Raw genomic sequence first — 26,123 nt, forward strand, 5'->3', positions numbered from 1 at the left:
CCGCGTCGCGCTTGCGCATCACGACCCCTGGAATAATCCGGCGTGCCCTGTCGTTTAATGGTCGGGTGACCCTATACGAAGCCGGGCGCCGTCCGTGACGCCAAGGGTCGAGTGGCCGGGGGCAATCATGCAGGAGCCGATCATGTACAACTTGTTTCGGTTCGGGATGGGCATCGTCTGTCTCGGGTGTTCGGTATGCGTCCTGGCGCAAACGTACGACGACTCGTCGGAAGACGGCGCTCGCTGCCGTGCGGTCGTCGCGCAAGCGGAAATCGACGGCACGGAACAGCAGATCGTCGGGCGGGCGTGCCGGCAGAGCGACGGCACCTGGCAGATGGTGTCAAGCCCGGACGGCAGCATCGTGTGGTATCCGGATACCGCCTATCCGTACACCGACCCGTGGTACTGGGGGCCGGCGGTGTTCGTCGGCACGGGCGTGAGTTTCGTCTTCATCGACCGCTTCCATCATCGCCATCACTTCGACCACTTCGGTCATTTCGGTCACTTCGACGGGGGGATGCGCGGCCGAGTCGGCGTTCCGATGGGGGCGGGCTTTCATCGTGGCCCGGCCTTCGTCGGCGGCGGCCACGGATTCGGCGGCATGCGGCGGCATTGAGCCGCCGTATGTTCGCGTTCAGACCAGCATGCTTGCGGCGTAGTGCTGCTGGCTGGTATGAACCGGCCTTTGGCGCATACCCTTGCGACGTTGCCTGAATGTCGCATGGCGGCGAATCACAATCCGGTCAGCGGCTCCACCGTCGAGACCTTTCGCTAGGTGGCATGACTGGGCGAAACCGTGGCGGCGCGCGCGGGTACCAGGCGTACCAGGAGAAGCATCCCCATCAACAGCAGGCTCGCCACCACCGAGAGGGCGACATACGGCGTGCCATAGCGGCTTGTGAGCATGCCCATCAGTCCCGAGCCGAACGCGCCGCCGAGCGATCCCAGCGCGCTGATCATTGCGATGCCGGCCGGCGCGCTACGCTTGTCGAGCTGCGCGGACGGAATCGTCCAGAACAGGATCGGCACCGTGAACATGGATAGCTGAGCAATGCCAACCAGCACGACAGTGGCACGGATATCGCCTGCCGCGATCCGTAGCAGCAACAGGCACAGCGCGGTGGCAAGGAAGCAACCGGCCAGATGCCAGCGTCGCTCCAGGCAGCGATCGGAACTGTACGCGATCAGCACGTTGCCAACCATGGTGAATGCGGAGATCAAGCCAGACAGCGAGCCGATGGTTGCAATACTGGAGACGCCGGCCGCCTTCAGGATGGTGGGCGTCCAGAACGTGACGGTGCTCAGGCCCAGATGAACGCTGAAGTAGACGACGGTCAATCCGATCACGCGCCTGTCGAACAGGATCGAAAGCAACGTTGCCCGGCCCGCTGGAACCACCGCCTTGTCGTGCGTGGCCTGGAGATCGCGCGCGAGCATTTCTCGTTCTGTATTGGAAAGCCAGGTCACGCCTTCAGGACGATCGCTCAACAGGAATGGCGCGAGTACCCCAAGTGCAATTGCCGGCAGGCCCTCGAGCAGGAACAGCCACTGCCATCCGCGGAGCCCCCAGCTGCCTTGCATCTGGTTCATGATCCAGCCCGATAGCGGGCCGCCGGTGATACCGGCGATTGGCACGGCGAGCAGAAGGATGCTGTTGATGCGCGCACGCACGGCATCGGGGAACCAGTACGAGAGATACAACATCAAGCCTGGAAAAAATCCGGCCTCTGCCGCCCCCAGCAGGAAGCGCACGAAGTAAAGCGACGCTGCGCCGCTCACGAACATCTGCGCAACCGTACACAAACCCCACAGCACCATGATCCGCAGCAGCGTCCGCTTCGCGCCAATGCGTGCGAGCAACAGATTGCTAGGCAGCTCGAACGCGGCATAGCTCACGTAGAACACGCCCGTCGCGACACCAAAGACAGTCTCGCTCAAACCGAGGTCCGTCAGGAACTGCAGCTTGGCGAAGCTGATGTTCACCCGGTCGACGAAGTTCAGGACGTAACACAGAAACAGGAACGGCAAGATGCGCAGCGCGATCTTTTGGTAGAGCCGTGAGGACCGAAACAGGGACATTGACATTCCTCTTCGTCGGGGCTGGATAACGACTCGATCCTTGCCGTGCGCGCGCCAGTTGGCACAGTGAGCGGATCTCGGGGCACACATCCGTCAGAGTCGTCGACCGCAACGGCGGACGCTGGCACGACGGAAATGGTCTATTGGACCGACGCACACAAACCCGTACGGTTTGCTGCCATCACGCTTGATCCTGCGGCAAATTCTAGGTCGACGACGAGGCATCATGCTCTCGGTGTTTTCCACTAAATCCCGTAATTTGGAATTTATCGTAAGTAATTTGGCCAAATATTTAGACGAAATATAGTGAAAATTCCGCCATGAGGAATGGTTGTGTAATGGAGTTGCAAGGCGCGCCATCGCGCGACGGCGCGTCGTCTGACGGTAGACGGCGCCCGGATGCAGGATCGCGGCGCAACTGCGATCTGCCATGTTTGATTGGTTCGGGAAGCAGCCTGCCTCGCGCACGACGCGGCGGGCCGCCTGCAATGAGCGCCTTCGTTCGCGAGTACGCCGTCCAGGTCTCGCGAGTCGCGGCCGAGCAGCACCTCGAAACGCATGACGCGCACGAGCGGTATGCCAGCGAGGGCTCGGTCACTGGCGCCGCACTCGTGCTCGAGTGCCTGCGCACCGTGCAGGTGCGCCAGGGGCACCTGCGGCGAAGACGCCTGACACACGATGCCCGGAGTCAGGCGTTTCTGTTCTTGCCCGCCGGACTGATCGCGAGTTCGACGATCGGTGCCGCGCAAAGCCCGCACGCGGCGATCGACGCGATGCTCATCGGCGTCGACCTGGGCCCGAATCTGCCCGTCACCGGATCGCTCGCAACGATTCCGTGGCTCGCCGCGATCCGGCGCGAAGGGTAGCGGATCGGCTTCGGGGAATTTCTCGCAGTCGGTGCATGCGTGATGTTGCCGGCCTTGCTGCTCGCGCTGGCTGCGCGGCTCGCGCTCGTCGCCTGACGCGTGACGCATGACCCACGTCAGGCGACCGATTCGACCTAGAACGAATAGGCCAGCGACGCGAACAGGCTGCGCGGCGCGCCCGGCGTGACCCACAGGCTGTTGTACGAGCTGACGTAGGTCGTGCGGTTGAACAGGTTGTTCAGGACGACTGACGCACGCAGGTGCTTGTCGACCTGCACATAGCCGTTGAGCTGCACGGTCGCGTAGGCGGGCAGCGCGAAGCCGTCCTGCGTGTTCGCGGTGTTGCCGGCGCGGCGGCCGACGTAGATCACGCCCGTGCCGACACCGGCCTTGTCCGCGAACGGCAGCGCCGTTTCGTACATCAGCAGCGCACTGCCGCTCAGGCGCGGTATGTCGACGAGCCGCGCGCCGGGCGTCAGCACCGTATCGCGCGTGACTTCGGCGTCGACGTACGCGAGGTTGACGATACCGCGCAGGCCGTGGCCCAGGTCGCCGTTCCATTCGAATTCGACGCCGCGGCTACGCACTTCGCCGGCCGCGCGCGAAAAGCCGGCATTCGCCGGATCGGCGGTCAGCACGTTGCGCTTGTTGACGTGGAACGCCGCGATGGTGGCGAGCCAGCGCGTGCCGGCCCATTTCGCGCCGGCTTCATAGCCATGCCCCTTCTCCGGGTCGAACGCGCGGCCGTCGGCATCGGCGCCGTTGTTCGGCCGGAACGAGTACGCCGTGTTCGCATACAGCGACAGCGCGGGGCTCATTTCGTACACGACGCCGAGGCGCGGGCTCACCGCCGTCTGCAGCTGGCTGGTCGTCACGCCTTTCAGGCGATTCTCGACCGACTGGTGGAAGCGATCCCAGCGCAGCCCGGCGAGGACTTTCCAGTGCGGCCCGAACGCCAGCGTGTCCTGCGCGTAGAGGCCTTGCCCGTCGTCGCGCTCGAGCAGGTTGGTCGCGGTGCGCGGCGCGGGCGCCGGCTGGCCGTAGACCGGAGCGAAGATGTCGATCGCGTACGGCGCGGCGGCGGTCGGCGTCGAGCGCGCAACGAACTGGTCGTAGTTGAAGCGATACGCATCGACGCCCATCACGAGCGTGTGGCCGATGCCGCCGGTGCGGAACTTGCCGGTCGTCTCGAGCCGGCCTTGCAGGTCGTTCGAGTGAAACGCGACCTGCCGATAGCGGCGCCACAGCGTGCGGCCGTCCGGCTGCAGCGCGAACGCTTCGGACGAGCGTCCGGACAGGTCGGTGTCGCGCTGAGCGAAGCCGGCGTTGATCGACCAGCGGGCATCGATGCGATGCTCGAGCGTGAACTGGTGGCCCGTGTTGCGCACGTCGTAGTCGCCGTCGCGCGGCTCGCCGAGGAAGCGCGATGCCGGAATCGCGCCGAGCTGGCCGTTGACCGCCACCACGCCGCGATCGAGCGGCGCGCGCTGGCGCACGCTCTCGAACTCGTAGTGGAGCGTCGTGTCCGCGCCGATGTCCCACGTGAACGAGGGGGCGAACAGGTAGCGTTTGCTCGACACCGTATCGCGGAAACTGCCGTTGTTCTCGTTCATCGCGACGAAGCGGTATGCGAGCGATTTCGTGACGGGCCCGGTCGAATCGAGCGTCTGGCGCAACGCGCCGTAGCTGCCGGCCGACACGCCGACGGTGTTCGAGCGCGCGAACTGCGGCTGTTTCGTCGTGTAGCTGATGAGCCCGCCCGGATCGCCGCGGCCGTACAGCGCGGACGCGGGCCCCTTGAGCACTTCCATGCGCTCGAGGTTGGCGGTGTCGCGCGGGACGCTGATCCCGCGATTCCACGAGAAGCCGTTGACGAGGTAGTCGGTGCCCGATGTGTTGCCGTCACCGGCGAAGCCGCGCACCGCGTAGTTGTCCCAGAGGCCGCCGAAGTTGTTCTGCCGCGCGACGCCGGCGACCCAGTCGTACAGGTCTTCGCCGCGCGTCGCGGCGACGGTCTGGGCCAGTTTCGCGTCGACGCTGCTGACCGCGAACGGGATCTCCATCACGTCTGTCTCGGTGCGTGTCGCGCTCGTCGATTCGGGCGCGCGAAACGGGGCGCTCGCGCGTTGCCCCGAGACCTCGATGGCGGGCAGCGACAACTCCTGCGCATCGGCGGCGCTCAGGCCGGCCGTGCCGACGACGATGGCCATCGGTGCGGCCGCCCAGTTCTTCCTGCTCATACCCCGTCCCTTGATGTGGTTGGCGTTCGGGCACGGCGGACCGTCTCGCGCCGGCATTTGTGTTCCAAACAGTACATTCGCGCCGAAATTTAATGGAAATGAGAGGCATTTGCAATCGTAAGTTGATGGCCCGCGTGCAATACGAAGCGCCCGGCAACGGCGCGGCGGTCGCCGGCGCTTGTTCGACCGTCCTGATCATCAAATTCCGAATGGCGGGAATCTGGTTAAGCATGGATGACGCGTGGCGAACTGGAGATTGGTGGTTTTTCCCGTAAATTCCCGGAATTGATGGGGTAAACGTGGACCGCGCCGGGGCGGTGTCGGCGTCTTTGTTGTTTGACAAATCCCGTAACTCGGGATTAAAGTAAAAACCATCTCATTCAAACCGTCGAGCTGCCGCATGAACATCCCACAGTTGGAGATCGATACCGGAACACGAAGCGGAGCGAGCGTCGTGCTCGAGACGGCGCGTGATGCGGGCGTCGACGTCTGTTTTGCCAATCCCGGCACCACCGAGATGCCGTTCGTCGGCGCGCTCGACACCGTGGCGGGTGTGCGCTCGATCCTCGGCCTGTTCGAGGGGGGCTGCACCGGCGCCGCGGACGGCTATGGCCGCATGGCCGGCAAGCCGGCGATGACGCTGCTGCATCTCGGGCCGGGGCACGCAAACGGCATCGCCAACCTGCACAACGCGCGCCGCGCCCGCACGCCGATCCTGAACATCGTCGGCGATCACACGCGCGACCATCTGAAGTACGACGCACCGCTCACGTCGGACATCGAGTCGCTCGCCCGCCCCGTGTCGGTGTGGTACCGCAGCGTCGCGCGCGACACGGATCTCGCGACGGATACGGCCGATGCGATCTCGGCCGCGACGGGCGCGCAGCGCGGCGTCGCGACGCTCGTGCTGCCGGTCGATCTCCAGTCGGCCCAGATGCGCGATGCGGCGTCGCCCGCCGTCGTTCGCCCGGCCGAGGTGTCGTTCGACCCTGCGCAGGTCGAGCGGGTCGCGGATCTGCTGCTCAGCGGCCATCGCGCCGTGCTGCTGATGGGCGGTCGCGCGCTGTCGGCCCGCGGGCAGCGCGCGGCGGCGCGCATCGCGGCGGCGACCGGCGCGACCTGCTTCAGCGAAACCTTTCCGGCGCGCGCCGAGCGCGGCGGCGGCCTGCCGGACATCGACCGCCTGCCTTACTTCCCCGAGCCGGCGCTGGCCGCGCTGGCCTGCCGGCGCGTGGTGCTGGCGGGCGCGCTCGCGCCCGTCACCTACTTCGGCTACGAAGGCATTCCGGGCGAGCTCGCGCGGCCTGAGGACATCGTGACGCTGGCCGCGCCGGGCGACGCGGCCGACGACGCGCTCGACGCGCTGGCGGACCGCATTGGCGCGCCAGGGAACGCCGACGGCGTGCCAGTCGAGCGCTGGCAAGTGGAAGAGGTGCCGCTGACCCCGCAGGCCGTCGGCCGCGTGCTGGCGAATGCCTTGCCCGACGACGCGATCGTGTCGATCGAGGGCGGCACGTGCGGCTATCCGTTCGTGACCGCGTCGGCACGCGCACGTCGCCACACGATCCTCACGAATACGGGCGGCGCGATCGGCCAGGGTTTGCCGGTGGCGCTCGGCGCCGCCGTCGCGTGCCCGGAACGCCGCGTGTTCGCGCTGCAGTCCGACGGCAGCGCGCAGTACACGATCCAGGCGCTGTGGACGATGGCGCGCGAGCGTTTGCCGATCGTGATGCTGATCGCGTCGAACCGGCGCTACGGCATCCTGCAGACCGAACTCGCGCGCAGCGGCTTGCCGGCCGACACGCCGCACGCCAGCCGCCTGACGCTGCTGGACGATCCGCCGATCGACTGGCTCGCGCTGTCGCGCGGCTACGGCGTGCCGGCCGAGAGTGCGAGCACGGCGCAAGCGCTGATACAGGCGCTCGACGACGCGCTCGCGCACACCGACGGGCCGAGGCTCATCGAAATGTGCCTGTCCTGATCGCGCGATTCGCATTCCCCTTCAATCCCGACTCTCACCTTTCATCGCTATGGATCTGCAACTCCACGGAAAAGCCGCGTTCATCACCGGCGGCAGCATGGGCATCGGCAAGGCCGTCGCGCTCGAGCTGGCCCGCGAAGGCGTCAACGTCACGATCGCCGCGCGACGCATGGCACACCTCGAAGCGGCCGCCGCCGAGATTCGCGCGGAACTCGCGCCGCTGGGCGACACGGCGGGTGCCATCCTGCCCGTCACGGTGGACACGACCGACATGGCGTCCGTCGAAACGGCGATGGCCGCGAGCGTCGAGCGCTTCGGCCGGCTGGACATCCTGCTGAACGGCGCCGCGCATCCGGGCGGCCTGGTGCGGGCGGAACTGGAAAACGCCGACCCGCAGGGGCTGCTCCAGGACATCGACATCAAGGTGGTCGGCTACCTGCGTTGCGCGAAGGCGGCCGCACCCTACATGCGGCGCAACGGCTTCGGCCGGATCGTCAATATCGGCGGCCTGACGGGCCGCGGCAGCAAGCAGCTGTCCGGCATGCGCAACGTGGCGATCGTGCACCTGACCAAGACGCTGTCCGACCAGCTCGGCCCGTTCGGCATCACGGTCAACACGATTCACCCCGGCGTCGTCGAGACGCCGCACATCCACGAACTCTACGAGAAAGAGGCGCAGAAGCAGGGGCTCACGGCCGCGGAGGTCGAGGCGAACTACGTCAAGGTCACGCCGATCCGGCGCGTGCTGCAGCCCGAGGAAATGGGGTGGATCGTCGCGTTTCTCGCGTCGCCGAAATCCGGCTCGATCACCGGCGAGTCGATCGGCTGCGACGGCGGGCTCACACGCGGCATTTTTCTCTGACACAAGGAGCATTTCATGACCGCAACCGTACTGGTCGCCACGGCCGGGCAAGGCATCCTGCGCTCGAACGACGACGGCAAGACCTGGCATCGCCTCGGGCTCACCGAGCCGATCGAGTTCGACGGCATCGTGCGCGCGCTCGCGGTGGATTCCGCGACGCCGTCGCGCGTCTATGCCGGCGCCGATGCCGGGCTATGCATCAGCGAGGATGGCGGCGCGCACTGGTTTCGGCCCGAGAACCTGCTGAACGGGCAGACGGTCTGGTCCATCGCGATCGATCCGTCGAATCCCGCGGTGCTCTATGCGGGCACCGGCGCCCCGTCGCGCGCCGCGCTGTACAAGTCGAGCGACGCGGGCCTGACGTGGGAGAGAACGGCGCCCGAGTTCCCCGAGTTTTGCGCGGGCGTCAATCGCCCGCGGCTGCTGACCATCTGCGTGGATCCGGACGACGGCCGCAACGTCTGGTATGGCGTGGAGGAGGGCGGCGCGTGGCGCAGCCGCGATGCCGGGGCGAGCTGGACGCGCGTGGACGGCCCCGGCACGGCGATCCGCAACAGCGACATTCATGCGATCGCCGTGCTGTCCGCCACGGCGGAGCGGCCCAAGACGACGGTGCTGCTGACGGTGAACGCGGTGCATGTGAGCGAGGACGATGGCCAGACCTGGGACGGCAAGCTGTCGCGCGATCGTTTCGACGGGTTGTACTACACACGCACGGTCGTGCAGTTGCCGAAGCCGGACGGCGACCTGCTGATGGCGATCGGCGACGGCACGCCGGGCACCCGAAGCCGCATCTATCGCTCGACCGATCGCGGCTACGCGTGGCACGAGACGGATCTGCAGGTGCCGCCGAATTCCACCTTCTGGGCGTTCGGCGTCCATCCGGCCCGGCCGGAACTCGTCTATGCGGGCACCAAGTACGGGCACCTGTTCTGCTCGCGCGACGGCGGCCGGAACTGGACCAGGGAATGGCGCGATTTCAGCGAGATCACGGCCGTCGCGTGGACGCCGTTCGAGGCGCCGCTCGTCGCCCACGCGCAGTCCACCCATTGAGCGGAGCGAACGATGACACCGTCCGACATCCAGCGACACGCCGAGCACGCGAACGCGAGCGGGCTGCCGCTGCCGACGCCGCGCGTCCAGCGCACCCACCTGTCGCTGTTCGTGCGTGACCCGGTGCGCTCGAGCACCTGGTACGCCGAGGTGCTTGGCATGACGGAAACCGCGCGCGGCGAGCAATGGGTGTTCATGTCCTTCGGCCAGAAGCACCATGACATCGCGCTGATTCGCGCGGCGTCCGACGCGGAGCTCGGCACGATCGGCCTGCAGCACTACGGGCTCGAGATCGCCGGCGGCCTGACCGAGCTGCGTCGCCTGTACGGCATGCTGATCCGCCGCAACGTGCCGATCGTCAAGATCACCGATCACAAGGTCGGGATCGGCGTGTATTTCCCGGATCCGGACGGCAACCGCCTCGAATTCTTCTGCGAAACCGTCACGGACGACGAAGAGGGCAAGCGCGTGCTGCACCGGTACAACGCACCGAGCGATCCCGTGCAGCTCGAGCCGCTGTTCGACTGACGCGCCGGTCCTTCATTTCCGCATAACCGAACATTTTATAGAGGATTCCTGATGAGCAAGATCGCCAATTTCGAAGGCTTTCATATCCGCAAGTGGTACACGCAGATCGAGGATTCGCTCGCGAACGAATCCGGCCAGCTCGCGGATGGCGAGCCGTTGCGCAAGATCGTGATCGCCGCGGCCGTTCACAACCCGTATGCGGGGCGCTTCAGCGAAAACCTCGACGACCTCGTGCGCCCGTCGCCCGCGCTCGGCAAGGAGTTCGCGCGGCGCATCGAGTCGCTGGCCGCGGGCCGCGCGATCGAGAGCTATGGCAAGGCTTGCCTGGTCGGCTCGGCCGGCGAGTACGAACACGGCAACGCGTTCCTGACGTCGATCTTCGCGGAGCCGATCCGTGCGGCGCTGGGCGGCGGGAAGTCGTGGGTGCCGTCGAGCGGCAAGCGCGGCCCGGTCAATACGGTGATCGACGTGCCGCTCGCGCACAAGGATGCGCTCTACGTGCGCTCGCACTACGACACGGTGACGTGCCTGTTCCCCGATGCGCCCAACGACGACGAAGTGCTGGTGATCTTCGCATTCGCGACGCGCGGCCGCCTGCATGCACGGCTCGGCGGGCTGAAGGCGAGCGAGATCGTCGGTCGCGACGGTCTGGTCTGAGCGGATGCGGGCCGGGGAGCACATGATGAATACGGCATCCGTCAAGGATGGGTGGGTCGACAGCGATGGGCTGCGGCTGCACTACGTGAGCTGGGGGCGCGACGATGCGCCGGCCGTGGTGATGCTGCACGGCTTGCGCAGTTACGCGCATACGTGGGAGCCCGTCGCCGATGCGCTCGTCGACCGCTACCGGGTCGTCGCGCTCGATCAGCGCGGACGCGGACGGAGCGACTGGGATCCGCGGCGGGACTATTACGCGGCGGCCTACGTGCGCGATCTCGACGCATTGGTGCGCGCGCTCGGCCTGCAACGATTCGTGCTGGTCGGGCATTCGATGGGCGGGGCCAATGCGTTCGTCTACGCAGCGGCGCGACCGGAACGGCTCGCCGGTCTCGTGATCGAGGACATGGGCCCGGGCGCGTCGGCCGGTTCGCCGGGCTCGGCGCGCATCAAGCGTGAGCTGAAGGAAACGCCGGCCGCGTTCGCGTCGTGGGGCGATGCGCGCGCATTCTGGCGACGCCAGCGGCCGAACATCACGGAAACCGCGCTCGATTCGCGCATCGCGCACTCGCTGAAAGAGGCCGGGCAAGGGCGGATCGTATGGCGTCACGACGCCGACGGGATTGCGGCGGCGCGGCTGGCCGCGACGCCGGAGCAACTCGTCCATCTGTGGCCGCCGATCCTCAACCTGCACGTGCCGACGCTGTTGTTGCGCGGCGGCGATTCGGATTTCCTGTCCGCGGACGTGGCGGCCGAAATGACGGCCGCCAACGCGGGAATCGAGCGGATCGATATTCCCGGTGCGACGCATTACGTCCATGACGATCAGCCGGCCGCGTTCAATCATGCATTGCGTACCTGGCTCGATCGTCTGGACGATCCGGCGTGGCGGGCGGGAGTCTGACGAATGAAAATGAACCATGCGAACCGGACGTCGGTCGCGATCGTCGGCGCGGGACCGAACGGTGCGGCGATGGCGAACCTGCTCGGCCTCTATGGCGTCGCGACGGTGGTCATCGAGAAGGCGCCGCAGATCGTCGAGTTTCCGCGCGCGGTCGGCATCGACGACGAGGCGCTGCGGCTGTTCCAGACTGCGGGCCTCGCCGACGAACTGAGCCGCGACATCATCCAGAACGTGCCGCTGCGCATGTTCAAGGCGAACGGCGAATGCTTCGCCGACATCCGCCCGTCGATGCGCGAGTTCGGCTGGTGGCGGCGCAACATCTTCATGCAGCAACTGGCCGAGCGAACGCTGCGCGACGGGCTGGCACGCTATCCGCACGTCTCGCTGCGGACCGGCGAGGAAGTGGTCGGTATCGACCAGGACGACGAAGGCGTCACGCTGCAGGTACGCCGTGCCGACGGGCAGCACTACGCGCTCGAGGCCGACTACGTGGTGGCGGCCGACGGCGGCCGCAGCCCGATGCGCGAGTGGCTGGGCGTCAAGCTGGCCGGCGCCACCCATCCGATGAAGTGGGTCGTGGTCGACGTGAAGAACGCCGGGCTCGACCAGCCGTGCACGGCGCTGAACTGCGACCCGCGGCGCCCGAACGTCTGCGTCTATCTGCCGTTCAATTTCCGGCGCTGGGAGTTTCTCGTGTTCCCGCACGAGGACGAGGAGGCGATCGCGAAACCGGAATCGATACGCGCGCTGATCGCGCCGTACGTCGACGATGTCGACCGCCTCGAGATCGTACGCGCCCGGACCTACACGCACCATTCGCGCGTGGCCGAAAGGTTCGTCGTCGGCCGCGTGGCGCTCGTCGGCGATGCGGCGCACCTGACGCCGCCGTGGGTCGGGCAGGGCCTGAATGCGGGGTTGCGCGACGTGGGCAATCTGGCGTGGAAGCTGGCGGGCGTGGTCAACGGCGCATTGCATCCCGACGTGATCCGCACCTACGAATCGGAGCGGCGCGATCACGCGAAGGCGATGATCGACCTGGCGGACACGTTCGGCGCGATGCTGATGCCGACCAACCGGCTCGTCGCCTTCCTGCGCGATCGTTTCCTCGGGCTCGTGCGGTATGCGCCGGGCCTGAAGGACTACATCGTGCAGATGCGTTTCAAGCCGATGCCGAGCTACACGCGGGGCGTCGTGCTGCCGGGGGCGCCGGACACCGCGGTCGGCAGGATGATCGCGCAGCCCGACGTCGAGACGGCCGACGGCATGCGCCGCAAGCTCGACGACGTGCTGGGCCCGTGGTTCGCGATCGTCGGCTGGCAGTGCGATCCGCAGGCATGCCTGAGCGACGACGATCGCGCGTACTGGGCGGCGCTGGGCGCGACATTCGTTCAGGTCAACCGTTCGCGCAGCGGCACCGGCCGCGCGCGGCGGGTGACCAGTGCTCACGGCAGCACGTGCGTCGAGGACGTCGACAACGCACTGGCTGACTGGTTCGACCGGCATGCCGGCCCGCTCGTGGTGGTGCGCCCCGATCGCTACGTGGCGGCGCAGACGGATGCGGTGGGGATGGCCCGCGTGACCGCGGCCTTTCAGGCGTTCGCGCCGCGACAACGGGAGGAAGCCCATGTTTGTTGAGCAACGCACCTATACGCTGGTGCCGGGTGGCGTCGCCGAATATCTGCGCCTGTACGCGGAGTGCGGGCGCACGGCGCAGGAGCAGGCGCTCGGCACGATGGTCGGCTGTTTTGCGACGGAAGTCGGGCCGCTGAACCAGCTCGTCTATCTGTGGGCATTCGATTCGCTGGACGATCGCGCCCGGCGTCGCGCCGTGCTGATGGCCGATCCCGCGTTCAGGACGTTTCGCGGCAAGGTCCGGCATCTGCTCGTCAGGCAGGAAAACCAGATTCTCCGGCAGGAAATCGGCGGCCTGTTGCGTGCGCCGAGCCAGGCCGCGTGATGCGATCGTCGCGCCGTCCGCGCCCATCGTGCAGTCTCTACCGAGGTACCCGTCTTGATTCCGTATACACCGCTGACTTCGCGCATGACGCCTGACGCGCAACGCGATTACGCTCCGCTCCATCTGTATGTCGATGGCCGGTTCCTGCAGGCCGACGGCCGGCGCACGCAGCCTGTGCTCGATCCGGGAACCGGCCGCGTGCTCGGCGAACTGCCGCATGCGACACCGGACGATATCGACGCCGCGGTGCACGCCGCGCATCGCGCGTTCGCGGCGTGGCGGCGCGAGTCGCCGCTCGTGCGCTCGGACATCCTGCGCCGCGCCGCTGCGCTCGTGCGCGAGCGCGCCGCGACCATCGGCCGCCACATCACGATGGACCAGGGCAAGCCGCTTCGCGAGGCGATCGCCGAGGTCATGTCGTCCGCCGAACAGCTCGAATGGCATGCGGAGGAGGGGCGTCGCACCTACGGCCGCGTCGTACCGTCGCGTTCTCCCGACGTCGCGCAGACGGTATTGCGGGAACCGATCGGCGTGTGCGCGGCGTTTTCTCCGTGGAATTTCCCGTTCAGCCAGGCGATGCACAAGATCGCGGTCGCGCTTGCGTCAGGGTGCACGCTGGTGTTGAAAGGGCCCGAGGAATCGCCGAGCGCGATCGTCGCGCTCGCCCGCATCTTTCACGATGCCGGATTGCCCGCGGGCTGCCTGAACATCGTCTGGGGCGTGCCGGGCGACGTGTCGACGCAACTGATCGAGTCGCCGCTGGTGCGCAAGATTTCGTTCACCGGTTCGGTGCCGGTCGGCAAGCAACTGGCCGCGCTCGCCGCGTCGCACATGAAGCGCATGACCATGGAACTGGGCGGGCACGCGCCGGTGCTCGTCTGCGCGGATGCGGACATCGAGCGCGCCGCGACGATGCTGGCGGCGTACAAGTTTCGCAATGCCGGGCAGGTCTGCGTGTCGCCGACGCGGTTTTTCGTACAACGCCCGGTGTTCGAACGATTCGTCGCCACGTATCTCGACGCGGTTGGCAGGATTCGCGTCGGCCACGGACTGGAAGAGGGAACCACGATGGGGCCGCTTGCCCACGAGCGACGCGTGTCCGAGATCGGCGCCTTCGTTGCCGACGCAAAGGCGAAAGGGGCGGATATTGCCGCGGGCGGGACGGTCCTGCCGGGGCCGGGGCACTATTTCGCGCCAACGGTCGTGCTGGGCCCGGCGCGCGACACGCGCCTGATGAACGAAGAGCCGTTCGGCCCGATCGTGGGAATCGTGCCGTTCGACGCGCTCGACGATGCGCTCGCCGAGGCCAACCGCTTGCCGTTCGGCCTCGCGTCGTATGCGTTCACGGATTCGGCGCGCAACGCGCACCGGATCGGCCGCTTGCTGGAAGCCGGCATGGTCAACATCAATCACTTCGGGATGGGGCCCGCGGAGATCCCGTTCGGCGGCGTGAAGGACAGCGGTTTCGGCAGCGAGGGAGGAACGGAGACGTTCGACGGCTACCTGGTCACCAAATTCATCACGCAGATGAATTGACGGCGCGCACCTCGACGATCACGCGTGGCGCCGCGCGCGATGCCGTGCGAATGCTCAGGTGGCTGCGCCGATCCGTGCGGTGGCGTCGATCAGGAGTTTGCCGAGCACATGCTCGTCGAACAGCGCGAAGTGCTCGGCGCGAAAGACCAGCGACAGGCTGCTGTTGATTTCGCCGCTGCTGGCGGTGCGAATCGGCGCGGCGATGCCGACGAACCCTTCGTCGAGCTCGCCGCGTGAGATCCAGTATCCCGCGTCGGCGATCTGCTGGCAGACGCGCCAGAACTGCGTCCAGTCGGCCGCGAACGCGCCGAGCTCGGCGTTGTGCCGTTCGTGCAGGCGTTTCAGGCGCGCGCGCGACATCGCGGCCACGATCACTTTCGACGACGCACCCAGGAACAGCGGCATGATGCGGCCGCGGCCGAAGCCCAGTTGCAGGTTCTCCGCGCCGGTTTCGTGCATGACGTTGATGATCTGCTCGTCGAACAGCGTCGACACGAGCGCATCGCCGCCGGTGACCTGAACCAGCTTCTGGATGATGGGTTTTGCGGCGGTGAGCGTCGGGTCCGACTGCCGCATGTTGTAGTCGAGATGGATGATGCGCGGGCCCAGCGTGTAGCGGCCGTTGCTGCCGACGAGCAGGCCGACGGAGGCCAGTTCCTTCACGTAGCGGTAACACGTGGTTCGCGAAAAACCCATGTGTTCGGCGATCTCTTCGGCCGTCATCGATGTCGCGGACGAAGAGAAGACGTCGAGGATGGACAGCATTTTGGTGAGGCTCGACATGACGTGACCCGGGATTCAGACGGCTTGCGGCAATGGAACGGGAAGGGCGAATTCGGTTCGGGCTGCCGGGCTGCGGCATGGAATGCGGCACCGGTGGCGACAGGGCCGTAGTCTAACTTAAGTCGCTCAGGCGGCAACCGGAGCCGCGTGAGCGATTGTGCAAGGAGCAGGCCAGCCTGCGGCACGGGACGGTCTCCGTAAATTGATACGTATTCCTATTTTAATAGACGATGTCATGCCGGATCAACGCCGCCACCTTGCCGGTCGGTTCATGGGCGCGTTGACCGGAAAAATTTGATGAGGAGAAGCAGATGAAAGCGTTGTTCCGGATGGTGGCATTGTGCGGTTGCGGTGCCGTTGCACCGACGTTCGCACAATCGAGCGTGACGCTCTACGGTACGCTGGACACGGGCGTCACGTATACGAGCGACGTGGCGTCCGCGCCGCGCGGCGGGCGTCAGCTCGCGTTGCAGGCGGGCGTATCGCGCAACGACGTGTGGGGCCTGACGGGCAGGGAGGATCTCGGCGGTGCCAACTTCGCCGTGTTCCGGCTCGAAAGCCAGTTCCAGACGTCGGACGGTACGCTGACCGTGCCGGGCTCCGCGTTCAGTTCGCAAGCATACGTCGGGCTGGGCGGCGACTGGGGCACCGTGACGCTCGGGCGCCAGTTCGATTTCGTCGGCGATCTCATGCCGGCCTTCGCGGTTGGCGCGAACACGCCGGCCGGCCTGCTCGCGTGGGGGTTGCCGGCGAATGCATCGGCGGGCGGCGCGCTCGACAACCGCGTGTGGGGCATTCAGGTGAACAACGCCGTGAAGTACGTGAGTCCCGCGTTCGGCGGTGTGACGTTCGGCGGCATGTGGGGCTTCGGCAACGTGCCCGGCACCGTCGCGCGCAGCAGCGTGCAGAGCGCGATGCTGTCGTACACGCACGGCGCATTCAGCGCCGCGCTCGCCTATTTCGGCCAGCATGACGTGACCGCCGGCGGCAATCTTCGCAACTTCTCGGGCGGGGCCGGCTACAACTTCGACCGGTTTCGCGTCTTCGGCATGGTGTCGGACGTGCGGATCAGCGCCGCCGCGCCGCTGCGGGCCACCACCTACGACGCCGGGCTGACCTATGCGGTCACGCCATCGTTGCAGCTGGGTGGCGGGTTCCAGTTCCAGCAGCGCGGCGGCGACGTCGGCTCGGCCAATCAGGTCACGCTGAGCGCCGATTATTCGCTGTCGAAGCGTACCGGCCTGTATGCGGTGTTCGCACGCGGGCACGACAGCGCGTACGGCGCCCAGGTCGAGGCCGCGCTCGGCGGCGCGGCGGCCGGCTCGACGCAGACCGCGGTTCGCGTCGGGGTGCGGCATCAGTTCTGACAGCCCGGAGCGGCACGGGCTGCCGCGTCGGCCACGCGCGCCCGTTCGCCGCCCGCCGGGTTCAGAAGCGATGCATCATCCCGACGCGCAGGGCCAGCTGGTTGCGGCCGGACGACTGCCCGGCGGTGCCGAGCACGTGTGCGTGGTCGAAGTCGGTGCCGGTGTTGCCGGTCGCATGCTGGTACGCGCCCTGGATGTACGTCGAGGTCCGCTTGCTGAGGTCGTAGTCGAGCATCATCGATACCTGGTGCCAGCTCGGCGATGCATCGCCCGCCGCCGTCGCGACATGCGCGCGCGTGTAGGTATACGCAGCGCCGAGCCAGACGTCCGGCCGGAAGAAATACTGGCCGTTGACCTCGAAGTTGTCGAATTTCCACGCGCTCTGCGAGCCGGCTGCCGGCTGGTTCGCGAAGTAGAGATTCGATTCGGGGTTGTATACGTCGACGTGCGAATACGCGGCGGACAGCGTCAGCTTGTCGCTGAACTTGTACGACGCGCCGGCATCGATGTTCTGCTGCGCGCGGCCGCTGAAGACCGTATCGTCGCTCGACAACGCGCCGCCCGCGGTCGCGCCGCCGTTGTTGGCCTTCAGGTACGCGACGGCCGCGGAGAACGCGCCCATCTGGTACTGCACCGCGGCACTGTAGACCCGGTTCCGGGCAAAGCCGCCCGCCTGGTTCGCGAGTCCGTAGAGCACCTCGCCCTTGAAGCCGGCGTACGCGGGCGACACGTACTTGACGCTGTTCTGGATGCGGTAGTCCCAGTCGGCATTGTCGTTGTCGTACGGGTGGGCGCCGAAGTCGCCGAGCCAGTTGCCGGTGGCCGTGAACGGGCTCCACATGTCGAGCGTGGGATCGTACTGGCGGCCGAACGTGAGCGTGCCGAACCGGTCGGAATCGAGCCCGACGTACGCCTGCCTGCCGAACATCCGCGACGTCACGCCGAGCGCCCCCGTGCTCGCGTTGAAACCGTTCTCGAGCTGGAAGAGTGCCCTCAGTCCGCCGCCGAGGTCTTCCGTGCCTTTCAGCCCCCAGTTGCTGCCGACGGTGTCCCCGCTGACCATCTGGTAGGCCTTGCTGCCGCCCGCGTTGCTCGTGAAATTGACGCCTTCGTCGATCAATCCATAGAGCGTCACGGTACTCTGCGCGTGTGCCGTCAGGCCGAATCCCATGGCGCCGGCGGTCGAAACGACCGCAATCATCTTCTTCATCGTCGATCTCCAGGTGAGTGCCGGTATGGCGAGGCGGTACCGTTCCCGATGGCGTGCCAGTGCGTCGGACGCCCCGGGGTGGTCCGCTTATAGTTAGTAAAACGAAATATATGGATCGAAAGAAACCGGGCGCCGTGATCGGGCGGCCCGGATGCCGAACGTTGCCGGGATCCCGGCAACGTGTCGGAGCGGCGTTACAGCATGCGCCGCAGTACGTCGTTCTCGCGGTTCGGGTCGAAGAACCGGTGTTTCAGCGCGGCGAGAACATGCAGCACGACGAGCACGAGCAGCGTGTAGGCCAGTATCCGGTGCAGCCACTGGAATGCCTCGAACCAGTGGTCGTTCTTCGGCAGCAGCTCGGGCACGCGGAAGAAGAAGAACGGCACGCCGTCGCTCTGCGTAAACGTACTGGACATCGAATAGCCCATCAGCGGCACGATGATCGCGAGCGCATACAGCAGGTAATGCCCGATCCTGGCGAGCGTGCGGTCCAGCTTCGGCAGGCTCGACGGCAGCGGCGGCAACGGCTTCATCGAGCGAATCGCCAGCTGCGTCACGACCACCAGCAGCGTAAGCACGCCGAACTCCTTGTGGGTCGGGTAGTACCAGTCGAACTTGGCCGGCAGGTTGTCGTCGAGCCGGACCATCGTCCATCCGGTCCAGAGCTGCGCGCCGATCAGGATCGCCCTGACCCAGTGCAGCAGCCGAAGCACGAGCGGATATTTCTCGACCGTGAATGCAATGGCCTGGTTTTCCATTTGACTTGTCTTCCTTGAAAGCGAAATTGCACCGGGCGGGACGCCGATCGTCGACTTCGACGTCCCGCGACGCGCTTCATCGAACCCCGGGCCGGAGGGCGATGCGCACGACCCTTCGACGAAAGAGCCGTGCGCCCGGCGGTCCGTGCGGTCAGGCGATCGATCGCGAATCCGCGCAGCACTCCTGCAGCGCCTCGCGCAGCGTCAGCGCGATGAAGTCGGCCTCGTCCTGCAGCAGCGTCAACGGCGGCGACATCACGACCTTGTTGGCGATCGCCCGGACCAGGACCCCGCGCCTGCGCGCGGCGTCGGCCACGCGCGCCGCGAACCCCTTGCCCGGATCGAGCGGGGTGCGGCTGGCCTTGTCGGTCACGAGATCGAGTGCCAGCATCAGCCCTTTGCCGCGAACGTCGCCGACGGTCTCGAAGTCGGCCTTCAGCGGCAGCAGTTGCTCGAGCAGGCGCCGGCCGCCCCGTGCCGCATTGCCCGGCAGGTCCTCCGCTTCGACGATGTCGAGCACCGCGAGCGACGCGGCGCACGCGAGCGGATGCCCGCTGTACGTATAGCCGTGCATGATCACGTGCGAGAAGCCTGCGCCATGCTCGATCGCCTGCGCGATGCGCCCGTTGTACAGCGTCGCGCCGAGCGGGACGTAGCCGGCGGAAATGCCCTTGGCGACACACAGGATATCGGCGGCGACACCCCATCCGCGGCTGCCCAGCATGCTGCCGGTGCGGCTGAAACCGGTGACCACCTCGTCGGCGATCAGCAGGATGCCGTTCCGGTCGCACACGGCGCGCACGCGCGCCCAGTAGTCGGCGGGCGGGACGATCAGGCCGCCCGCGCCCTGTACCGGTTCCGCGACGAACGCGGCGATGGTCTGCGGGCCATGGAACGCGATCGTTTCCTCGAGCTGCCGGATGCAATGCTCGACGAGTTGCTGCGGATCGTCGCAGTTCCACGGGTTGCGATAGAGCCACGGCGTGTCGAGCAGCACGCAGCCGGGCAGCAGCGGACCGTGATTGTAATGGTAGACGCCGTTGCCGCCGATCGACGTGCCGCCGACGTGCACGCCGTGATAACCGTTGCGCAGCGACAGGAATTTCGTGCGCGACGGCTCGCCTGCGGCGACCCAGTACTGGCGCGCCATCTTGAGCGCGGTCTCGACCGCGTCGGAACCGCCGCTGCCGAACATCACCCGCTGCATGTCCTCCTGCGCGAACATCGCGCACAGGCGGTCGGCCAGGTCGTACACGCGCGGATGGGCGACGCCGTCGAAGGTCTGGTAGTAGGACAGCTCGTCCATCTGGCGAGCGATCGCGGCCTTCACTTCCGGTCGATTGTGGCCGACGTTGACGTTCCAGAGTCCGCCGACGCCGTCGAGCATGCGGTGGCCCTCGACGTCGTACACGTAGTTGCCGTCGCCGCGCTCGATGATCACGGTGGGGGTCGTGTGCCCGGCGGCTGCCGAGCTCATCGGGTGCCAGAATCGCTTTTGTCGCTTTTGATAGTCCATGGTCTTTCTCTCACGAAGTGCTTGAACACATTGCGGCGCCGCGTGCGCCGCGGGATCACAGGGCTGCGCTGATGATCTTTTCCTCGAGGTACGCGTCGAGCGCGGCCTTCGACAGGTCGCGCCCGATCCCGCTCTGCTTGGTGCCGCCCCACGGCAGGCGCGCGTCGATCGGGCTCCAGGCATTGATGGCGACCGCGCCGACGTCGAGCCGCTCGGCGACGCGGTGCGCGGTGCCGACGTCCTGCGTCCAGACCGAAGCGGACAGGCCGAACGGCGTATCGTTGGCGATGCGAATGGCCTCGTCCTCGCTGTCGAACGGCATGACCATGCCGACCGGGCCGAACACTTCGTCGCGGGCGATCCGCATGCCTGGATGCACGCCGCCCAGAATCGTCGGGCGCATGAAGCAGCCGCGCGGCGGCACCTGTTCGTCGCCCGCGAGCATGACCGCACCTTCGGCGAGCGCGCCTTCGACGTGCGCGCGCACGCGCGCGAGGTGACGCGGGTTGATGAGCGCGCCCATCTGCACGCCGGGCTCCGACGGCGGGCCGACGCGGATGGCGCGGGCGGCGTCGGCGAGGCGCGCTTCGAGTGCGCGCGCGATCGAACGATGCGCGAGCACGCGCGAGCCGGCCGCGCATGTCTGCCCCTGATTCGCGAACATGCCGGCCATCAGCGACGGGATCGCACGGTCGAGATCGGCATCCGCGAAGACGATCTGCGCGGCCTTGCCGCCGAGTTCGAGCGTGACGCGCTTGAAGGTCCTGGCCGCGACGCCTGCGATCGCACGACCGACTTCGGTGCTGCCGGTGAAGCTGATCTTGCTCACGAGCGGGTGCGCGACCAGCGCGGCGCCGACTTCCGAACCGACGCCGTGGACGATGTTGACGACCCCGGCGGGAAGGCCGGCTTCGCAGACGAGTTCGCCGAGCCGCGACAGCGCGAGCGGCGTGTCCTCGGACGGCTTGATGACCACCGGGCAGCCGGCCGCGAGCGCCGGTGCGAGTTTCCACACGGCGATCATGAGCGGCGCGTTCCACGGGATGATCTGCCCGGCGACGCCGACCGGCGCGCGCCGCGTGTAGTTGAGTGTCGGGCGGCCCATGAAGCCGTCGGTCGGAATCGTGCGGCCCTCGAGCTTGTCGGCCCAGCCGGCGAAGTAGCGCAGCGTGTCGATGCTCATCGGGATGTCCATCATGCGCATCTCGGCAAGCGGGCGGCCTTGTTCGACGGCCAGGCATTCCGCCAGCGCGTCGCGATCGCGCTCGATCAGATCGGCCAGCCGCAGCAGCCAGCGCGCCCGGGCCGACCCGCCCGCGCGCGCCCATGCGTCGTCGTGCAGCGCGTCGTGTGCGGCGCGCACGGCGCGATCGACGTCTTCGGCGGTCGACGCCGGCACGGCGGCGACGTGGTCGCCGGTCGCCGGCGCCAGCTTTTCGAAGGTACGGCCGGCAGATGCATCGCAATGCCGGCCGCCGATCAGGTTCTGAATTTTCATCATGGTGTCCGTATTTCACAGGGGCGGGCCGTCGGGCCGCGCCGGTCGAGGCGATGAGGGCTGCCACGGCACGGCTTCGACGTCGGGTCCACTGTATGTCGATCAAATGGCGGACCTTGTCCGCTATCGGCAATCGTTGCCGCGTGACCGGGATAGGGAATACCCGCGCGGGGCCGTGCCGGCGCGATGTATCGATGCGTCGCGTGCCGGCAGCGGGAAAGTGTCAGGGGGCGGGGCGAGGCGATGCCGGTGCCGCGCGCGGCACCGGCCGGGAGGCGGTTACGGGGTGGCGCGTCCGAGTTCGCGGTACAGGTCGGGGTCGCTGCGCTTCAATCGCAATGCGGCGCGGATACCGAGCGCGCCGATGGCGAGCAGGAAATACGGAAACATCGCGACGAAGGTCGAATCCGATCCGCTCAGCACGGACAGGTTGCGCACGACCAGCACGAGGCATGCGCCGAGTGCGATCACGCTGACGAGCGGCGCGATCAGGCGGTGCACGAGGCCGGCATCCCGATGGTCGCGCGCGAAGAACGCGATGACCGAGGCCGCCACGAGGATCTGCACCGCGATGATGCCGATCGTGGCCAGCGCGCTCATCCACGAGAACACGACCGCGAACGGATCGAGGCGGAAGGCGGCGGAGCCGACGATGGCCCCGAGTGCGATCAGCGTCTGCACTTTCCCGGCGACGTCCGGGCAGCGATGCACGGGGCAGGTATGGCCGAGCTTGCGCCACAGCACACGTTCACGGCCCATCGCGTAGAAATAGCGCGTGATCGTATTGTGGAACGACAGGATCGCCGCGAAGAGGCTCGTGACGAGCAGCACGTTCATGGCGTCCGTCGCGATGCCGCCGAGCAGCCGGCCGCTGACGGCAAACCAGAGATTGGCCGGATCGCGGGCCGCCTGCGCGGCGATCCGGCTTTCGCCCCACGCCTCGACGATTGCCCACGACGACAGCGCATAGAACACCATGATGAGGATCACGGCCAGGTACGTGGCGCGCGGGATCGTGCGTTTCGGGTCGCGGGCCTCCTCGGAGAAGATGGCCGTTGCCTCGAAGCCCATGTACGAGCCGAGGACGAACACGAGCGCGGTGCCGAGCCCGGGTGCAAACACCATCGCGGGGCTGAACGGTTTCGCGCTGAAGCCGCCGGCGCTCGCGCCGTGCACGACGATCGCGAGATCGAGCAGCATCACGATCGCGATCTCGCCGATCATCAGCATGCCGAGCAGCCGGCCGCTGAACTCGATGCGTCGCGCGCCGCAGAAGTGGACCGCGGCGACGCAGGCGAGTGCGAACGCCCACCACGGCACGTCGACGCCGTAGTGCCGCTGGATGCTGTCGTTCAGGAAGAAGCCGAACATGCAATAGATCGCGATCTGCACGGCGTTGTACGCGACGATCGCGACGAACGCGCCGCCCACGCCGGCCGGACGTCCGAGCCCGTTCGCGATATACGCATAGAAGGCGCCCGCGTTGGAGATGTGCCGGCTCATCGCTGCGTAGCCGATGCTGAAGATCAGGTACATGACGCCCGCCAGCACGAATACGCCGGGCACGCCGGGACCGTTGCCGAGCGAGAAGGCCGCGGGCGTTGCACCGACCATCGCGGTGAGCGGCGCGGCGGCGGCGACGACAAAGAAGACGATGTGGGAAAGTCCGACGGCGTTTTTGCTGAGCCCTGCTTCGGACCGGGATGACAGTTCGTTCATGAGTAGTCCCGCTGACCGGATCGTCCGTCAGGAATCGACCGCGGCATGCCTGATCAAAGTCCCTGCGTCGCGGGCCGATCCTGACGATCCGGCAGCGGAGGCTGCCGTCCGCCGGCGACACAGGTATGCGCTTCGACGGCCGCCCGGTGTGGCGCGCGGAGCGCGCGAGCAAGCCGACGACAAAATTTACGGCGCGGAAATGCCGGACGTTGTCCGCTATCGGCAATCCGCATGCACCGGGCGGCAGGGGATTACCCGGATGCGGCGCGCCGCATATGCGCGGCCTCAGCTCAGGCGGGGCGTGTGCGACGGGAGCTCGTGGAAATGTTGCTGGTAGTAGGAGGAAAAGCGTCCGAAGTGGCAAAAGCCGAACTGTGCCGCCGCATCGCCGATCCGCATCGTCTCGGGTGTCGTCATCAGGAAGCGTCGGACGGCGTTCAGCCGGATCGAGCGGAGGTAGGCCGTCGGCGTGGTGCCAACGACGTTCTGGAAGCTGTATTGCAGCGTGCGGCGGCTGATTCGAAGGTGATGGCAGAGATCGATGACGGTCGGTACGTCGTCGCTTTCCAGCGCGATCTCCTGGCTGCGGCGAACGATGTAGCTCTGCGTCGAGGCCGACGGCAGCGCACCGGCATCCGATTCGTCGGACTGCACGAGGTCGAGCAGGATGCCGACGACGCTGTGCGCGAGCACGCGTTCGTCGAATGCATCGCGAGCCGTGAGCGAGCCGCTGTCGAGCGCCTGGCAGAGCACGCGCTCGAGGCCGTCCAGCGCATTGCCGTAGCGCGCCGGCGAGATCGGCAGCACCGGCTGCTTCAGGATGCGCGCGGGCAGGTTCGCGAGTTCGTCGAGCTCGCGATCGGCCGTGAGCGTGCGGTCGATCGTGAAGGCGAGCACTTCGGTGTCGCACGGAAGATGGGCGACGAACTCCTCGCCGCCGCGCAAGGTCAACAGGCTCGGGCGCTCGACGGTGCGCCCCTGGACCACCGGCGCTACCGCGCTTGCGATGGGCAGCGCGAAACAGAGGCGGTTGCGCGGTGCCAGCCCGTGCTGCATGACGCGCTGGTTGATGCGTTCGCGAAAGACGTGAAAGCGCTGGCCTGCGACCTGGCGCAGCGTGGTCGTGGCAGTGCCTGGGCTGATCTGGTCGTAGTGCTGCGACCAGTTCACGATCGCCTGGGAGTGGAGGAACACATCGGAGAAGCGCAGGGTTTCAGCGTGCAGGTTCATGGTAGGGCTAATGCGTCTCTTCTCGAATTCGATGCTGGCCGAAGCCCGCGCACGCCGGCCGGGATCGTTGCCACCCGGCCGGTGTCGACGATCATATCCAGAAATAAAACGTCGAGTGAACGCGTCGGCCAGCGCCTGCCGCTGGCCGCGTCACCTGCAAGCGTTGCGTCGCGGATGGCGGCGGTCGACCGCAAGGAGAATGAAATAAACATCCGGAATGCGGGACATACCGAATGATTATTCGCGACAGAGTGCAGAATGAATTCACTGAATCCCATTATAAGGGATTCAATTTAATATTGAGATGGGGTTTGCACGCGGTGCCGCGCGACATTGCAACCCGGGTGCGAAGGCGCGCGGGGCACCCCGGTACCGGTCAATCCGGGTCGGATTTCAGGTCGCCGTCGAGCCAACGCGCTTCGGACGCGCGAAGATGTGCGCGGATGGCCGTCTGCGCCGCGATCGGGTCGCCGGCCTGCAACGCATGGAGCACGTCCTCGTGCTCCTGCACGGCGGCAGTCCAGGTCTGCGGATTCTCCGCGTGCCCACGCATGGCCGCCGCGATCGGGTCGTGGCGGCTGTCGAACAGCTCGCCGACGAAGCGGGTCAGCACCGAATTACCGGCGGCTTCCGCGATCAGCATATGGAACTGCCGATCGGCTTCGATGGGCGATTTGCCGGCCTCCGCGAGCCGCTTCATGCGCTGAACCGTGCGGCGCAGCCGGTCGAGCATCGCGGCCGTCATCCGCGCCGCGGCCAGCGCGGCGACGCTGCCTTCGATGGCCGCGCGCGCCTGCATCAGTTCCGACGGACTGTCGCCCAGCGTGACCATCGTGCCGACATCGTCGGCCGCCGTATCGCGGACATAGACGCCGGAGCCCATCCGGATCTCGATCTGGCCACCAATTTCGAGCGCGATCAACGCCTCGCGAAGCGACGGGCGCGATACGCCGAGCGTCAGCGCCAGCTCGCGCTCGGGCGGCAGGCGCTCGCCGACCCTGAATTCACCCTGACGAATCAACGCGACGATCTGGGCCGCGACCGATTGGTAAAGCCGCTTTGGTTCTGTCGATTTCATTCGATGGATCTTTGTCAATGCGCTTTCAGCGCAAGCGCGCGTCGCAGAGTCTATCACGCGCGCTGTATCGGCTCGGACAGCGGCCTGCCGGGGTGGATGTCCGGGTTTCCACCATTGGTAAGATCGGATTGGAATATATAAATTGGCTTGACCAATGATGATTGAATCGACGGGTTTCTTCTGGATTGGACTGACCAGGCGGAATCGATGTCGGCCCTGCCCAAGGAGAATTGAAATGAACGCGTCCCACCCGTGAACGTGAGAGCAGAAGCAGGAGGTGGATCCTCGCGGGCCAACGGCA

21 protein-coding genes and 1 pseudogene are annotated in these 26,123 nt (G+C 66.9%); 12 read left to right on the forward strand and 10 right to left on the reverse strand.

Going from position 1 to position 26,123, the window contains the following annotated elements:
* The first annotated feature begins 142 nt into the window (after nucleotides 1–142).
* Nucleotides 143–616 (forward strand): hypothetical protein, encoded by a 474-nt coding sequence (locus tag DIE22_RS34255; protein ID WP_124607161.1) that lies wholly within the window; start codon nucleotides 143–145, stop codon nucleotides 614–616.
* Between the two features lie 155 nt (nucleotides 617–771).
* Here the strand turns inward: DIE22_RS34255 and DIE22_RS34260 are convergent, their stop codons facing one another.
* Nucleotides 772–2,079: an MFS transporter gene (locus DIE22_RS34260; RefSeq protein ID WP_124607162.1), complete on the reverse strand. Its 1,308-nt coding sequence runs from the start codon at nucleotides 2,077–2,079 to the stop codon at nucleotides 772–774.
* Nucleotides 2,080–2,783: 704 nt separating this feature from the next.
* On the opposite strand from DIE22_RS34260, the pseudogene DIE22_RS34265 reads away from it, so the two are divergent.
* A pseudogene (locus DIE22_RS34265) lies at nucleotides 2,784–3,041 on the forward strand (ArsB/NhaD family transporter); the annotation flags it as partial.
* 38 nt (nucleotides 3,042–3,079) lie between these two features.
* Here the strand turns inward: DIE22_RS34265 and DIE22_RS34270 are convergent.
* Complete coding sequence (locus DIE22_RS34270) at nucleotides 3,080–5,185, reverse strand: TonB-dependent siderophore receptor (protein WP_124607163.1); 2,106 nt, start codon at nucleotides 5,183–5,185, stop codon at nucleotides 3,080–3,082.
* A gap of 400 nt (nucleotides 5,186–5,585) precedes the next feature.
* On the opposite strand from DIE22_RS34270, the gene DIE22_RS34275 reads away from it, so the two are divergent.
* From DIE22_RS34275 to DIE22_RS34315, 9 genes are all read left to right on the forward strand, one after another.
* On the forward strand, nucleotides 5,586–7,166 hold the full coding sequence (locus DIE22_RS34275; protein ID WP_124607164.1) for an acetolactate synthase large subunit: 1,581 nt from the start codon (nucleotides 5,586–5,588) through the stop codon (nucleotides 7,164–7,166).
* A gap of 49 nt (nucleotides 7,167–7,215) precedes the next feature.
* Nucleotides 7,216–8,028, forward strand: coding sequence for an SDR family NAD(P)-dependent oxidoreductase (locus tag DIE22_RS34280; protein ID WP_124497072.1), 813 nt, complete (start codon nucleotides 7,216–7,218; stop codon nucleotides 8,026–8,028).
* 15 nt (nucleotides 8,029–8,043) lie between these two features.
* Nucleotides 8,044–9,081: a sialidase family protein gene (locus DIE22_RS34285; RefSeq protein ID WP_124607165.1), complete on the forward strand. Its 1,038-nt coding sequence runs from the start codon at nucleotides 8,044–8,046 to the stop codon at nucleotides 9,079–9,081.
* 12 nt (nucleotides 9,082–9,093) lie between these two features.
* Nucleotides 9,094–9,609, forward strand: coding sequence for a VOC family protein (locus DIE22_RS34290; RefSeq protein WP_124607166.1), 516 nt, complete (start codon nucleotides 9,094–9,096; stop codon nucleotides 9,607–9,609).
* A 51-nt stretch (nucleotides 9,610–9,660) separates the two neighbouring features.
* On the forward strand, nucleotides 9,661–10,266 hold the full coding sequence (locus tag DIE22_RS34295) for an amino acid synthesis family protein (RefSeq protein ID WP_124497069.1): 606 nt from the start codon (nucleotides 9,661–9,663) through the stop codon (nucleotides 10,264–10,266).
* A gap of 25 nt (nucleotides 10,267–10,291) precedes the next feature.
* Nucleotides 10,292–11,170 (forward strand): alpha/beta fold hydrolase, encoded by an 879-nt coding sequence (locus DIE22_RS34300; protein WP_185640757.1) that lies wholly within the window; start codon nucleotides 10,292–10,294, stop codon nucleotides 11,168–11,170.
* 3 nt (nucleotides 11,171–11,173) lie between these two features.
* Nucleotides 11,174–12,805 carry a bifunctional 3-(3-hydroxy-phenyl)propionate/3-hydroxycinnamic acid hydroxylase gene (locus tag DIE22_RS34305; protein ID WP_124607168.1) on the forward strand — a complete coding sequence of 544 codons (1,632 nt, stop codon included), beginning with the start codon at nucleotides 11,174–11,176 and terminating at the stop codon, nucleotides 12,803–12,805.
* Nucleotides 12,795–13,127 carry an NIPSNAP family protein gene (locus DIE22_RS34310; RefSeq protein ID WP_124497066.1) on the forward strand — a complete coding sequence of 111 codons (333 nt, stop codon included), beginning with the start codon at nucleotides 12,795–12,797 and terminating at the stop codon, nucleotides 13,125–13,127. Before DIE22_RS34305 ends, DIE22_RS34310 begins: the two co-directional genes overlap by 11 nt.
* A gap of 84 nt (nucleotides 13,128–13,211) precedes the next feature.
* Nucleotides 13,212–14,663: an NAD-dependent succinate-semialdehyde dehydrogenase gene (locus tag DIE22_RS34315; RefSeq protein WP_185640758.1), complete on the forward strand. Its 1,452-nt coding sequence runs from the start codon at nucleotides 13,212–13,214 to the stop codon at nucleotides 14,661–14,663.
* A gap of 54 nt (nucleotides 14,664–14,717) precedes the next feature.
* On the opposite strand, the gene DIE22_RS34320 is transcribed toward DIE22_RS34315, so the two are convergent.
* On the reverse strand, nucleotides 14,718–15,446 hold the full coding sequence (locus tag DIE22_RS34320; protein WP_124497064.1) for an IclR family transcriptional regulator: 729 nt from the start codon (nucleotides 15,444–15,446) through the stop codon (nucleotides 14,718–14,720).
* A 311-nt stretch (nucleotides 15,447–15,757) separates the two neighbouring features.
* On the opposite strand from DIE22_RS34320, the gene DIE22_RS34325 reads away from it, so the two are divergent.
* A complete protein-coding gene (locus DIE22_RS34325; RefSeq protein ID WP_124607170.1) occupies nucleotides 15,758–16,813 on the forward strand; it encodes a porin in 1,056 nt (351 codons plus the stop codon).
* Nucleotides 16,814–16,874: 61 nt separating this feature from the next.
* On the opposite strand, the gene DIE22_RS34330 is transcribed toward DIE22_RS34325, so the two are convergent.
* The 7 genes from DIE22_RS34330 to DIE22_RS34360 all read right to left on the reverse strand — a co-directional run bounded on the left by DIE22_RS34330 (nucleotide 16,875) and on the right by DIE22_RS34360 (nucleotide 25,822).
* Entirely contained in the window at nucleotides 16,875–18,023 is a 1,149-nt protein-coding gene (locus tag DIE22_RS34330; protein ID WP_124607171.1) for a porin, read from the reverse strand.
* A 194-nt stretch (nucleotides 18,024–18,217) separates the two neighbouring features.
* A complete protein-coding gene (locus DIE22_RS34335) occupies nucleotides 18,218–18,781 on the reverse strand; it encodes a cytochrome b (RefSeq protein WP_124607172.1) in 564 nt (187 codons plus the stop codon).
* A 151-nt stretch (nucleotides 18,782–18,932) separates the two neighbouring features.
* A complete protein-coding gene (locus DIE22_RS34340) occupies nucleotides 18,933–20,297 on the reverse strand; it encodes an aspartate aminotransferase family protein (protein ID WP_124607173.1) in 1,365 nt (454 codons plus the stop codon).
* Between the two features lie 55 nt (nucleotides 20,298–20,352).
* Nucleotides 20,353–21,798 carry an aldehyde dehydrogenase gene (locus DIE22_RS34345; protein ID WP_124497059.1) on the reverse strand — a complete coding sequence of 482 codons (1,446 nt, stop codon included), beginning with the start codon at nucleotides 21,796–21,798 and terminating at the stop codon, nucleotides 20,353–20,355.
* 276 nt (nucleotides 21,799–22,074) lie between these two features.
* Entirely contained in the window at nucleotides 22,075–23,514 is a 1,440-nt protein-coding gene (locus DIE22_RS34350; RefSeq protein ID WP_124607174.1) for an APC family permease, read from the reverse strand.
* 285 nt (nucleotides 23,515–23,799) lie between these two features.
* Entirely contained in the window at nucleotides 23,800–24,744 is a 945-nt protein-coding gene (locus tag DIE22_RS34355; RefSeq protein WP_124497057.1) for a helix-turn-helix domain-containing protein, read from the reverse strand.
* Nucleotides 24,745–25,120: 376 nt separating this feature from the next.
* A complete protein-coding gene (locus DIE22_RS34360) occupies nucleotides 25,121–25,822 on the reverse strand; it encodes a FadR/GntR family transcriptional regulator (protein WP_124497142.1) in 702 nt (233 codons plus the stop codon).
* Nucleotides 25,823–26,123 lie beyond the last annotated feature (301 nt).

The organism is Burkholderia sp. Bp9142, assembly GCF_003853415.1.
Lineage (GTDB): Bacteria > Pseudomonadota > Gammaproteobacteria > Burkholderiales > Burkholderiaceae > Burkholderia.

Bases quoted from the DNA above. Each gene is read 5' to 3' on its own strand.
- DIE22_RS34255 (WP_124607161.1), top strand. From the start codon at position 143: ATGTACAACTTGTTTCGGTTCGGGATGGGCATCGTCTGTCTCGGGTGT.
- DIE22_RS34260 (WP_124607162.1), bottom strand. From the start codon at position 2,079: ATGTCCCTGTTTCGGTCCTCACGGCTCTACCAAAAGATCGCGCTGCGC.
- DIE22_RS34270 (WP_124607163.1), bottom strand. From the start codon at position 5,185: ATGAGCAGGAAGAACTGGGCGGCCGCACCGATGGCCATCGTCGTCGGC.
- DIE22_RS34275 (WP_124607164.1), top strand. From the start codon at position 5,586: ATGAACATCCCACAGTTGGAGATCGATACCGGAACACGAAGCGGAGCG.
- DIE22_RS34280 (WP_124497072.1), top strand. From the start codon at position 7,216: ATGGATCTGCAACTCCACGGAAAAGCCGCGTTCATCACCGGCGGCAGC.
- DIE22_RS34285 (WP_124607165.1), top strand. From the start codon at position 8,044: ATGACCGCAACCGTACTGGTCGCCACGGCCGGGCAAGGCATCCTGCGC.
- DIE22_RS34290 (WP_124607166.1), top strand. From the start codon at position 9,094: ATGACACCGTCCGACATCCAGCGACACGCCGAGCACGCGAACGCGAGC.
- DIE22_RS34295 (WP_124497069.1), top strand. From the start codon at position 9,661: ATGAGCAAGATCGCCAATTTCGAAGGCTTTCATATCCGCAAGTGGTAC.
- DIE22_RS34300 (WP_185640757.1), top strand. From the start codon at position 10,292: ATGAATACGGCATCCGTCAAGGATGGGTGGGTCGACAGCGATGGGCTG.
- DIE22_RS34305 (WP_124607168.1), top strand. From the start codon at position 11,174: ATGAAAATGAACCATGCGAACCGGACGTCGGTCGCGATCGTCGGCGCG.
- DIE22_RS34310 (WP_124497066.1), top strand. From the start codon at position 12,795: ATGTTTGTTGAGCAACGCACCTATACGCTGGTGCCGGGTGGCGTCGCC.
- DIE22_RS34315 (WP_185640758.1), top strand. From the start codon at position 13,212: ATGACGCCTGACGCGCAACGCGATTACGCTCCGCTCCATCTGTATGTC.
- DIE22_RS34320 (WP_124497064.1), bottom strand. From the start codon at position 15,446: ATGTCGAGCCTCACCAAAATGCTGTCCATCCTCGACGTCTTCTCTTCG.
- DIE22_RS34325 (WP_124607170.1), top strand. From the start codon at position 15,758: ATGAAAGCGTTGTTCCGGATGGTGGCATTGTGCGGTTGCGGTGCCGTT.
- DIE22_RS34330 (WP_124607171.1), bottom strand. From the start codon at position 18,023: ATGAAGAAGATGATTGCGGTCGTTTCGACCGCCGGCGCCATGGGATTC.
- DIE22_RS34335 (WP_124607172.1), bottom strand. From the start codon at position 18,781: ATGGAAAACCAGGCCATTGCATTCACGGTCGAGAAATATCCGCTCGTG.
- DIE22_RS34340 (WP_124607173.1), bottom strand. From the start codon at position 20,297: ATGGACTATCAAAAGCGACAAAAGCGATTCTGGCACCCGATGAGCTCG.
- DIE22_RS34345 (WP_124497059.1), bottom strand. From the start codon at position 21,798: ATGATGAAAATTCAGAACCTGATCGGCGGCCGGCATTGCGATGCATCT.
- DIE22_RS34350 (WP_124607174.1), bottom strand. From the start codon at position 23,514: ATGAACGAACTGTCATCCCGGTCCGAAGCAGGGCTCAGCAAAAACGCC.
- DIE22_RS34355 (WP_124497057.1), bottom strand. From the start codon at position 24,744: ATGAACCTGCACGCTGAAACCCTGCGCTTCTCCGATGTGTTCCTCCAC.
- DIE22_RS34360 (WP_124497142.1), bottom strand. From the start codon at position 25,822: ATGAAATCGACAGAACCAAAGCGGCTTTACCAATCGGTCGCGGCCCAG.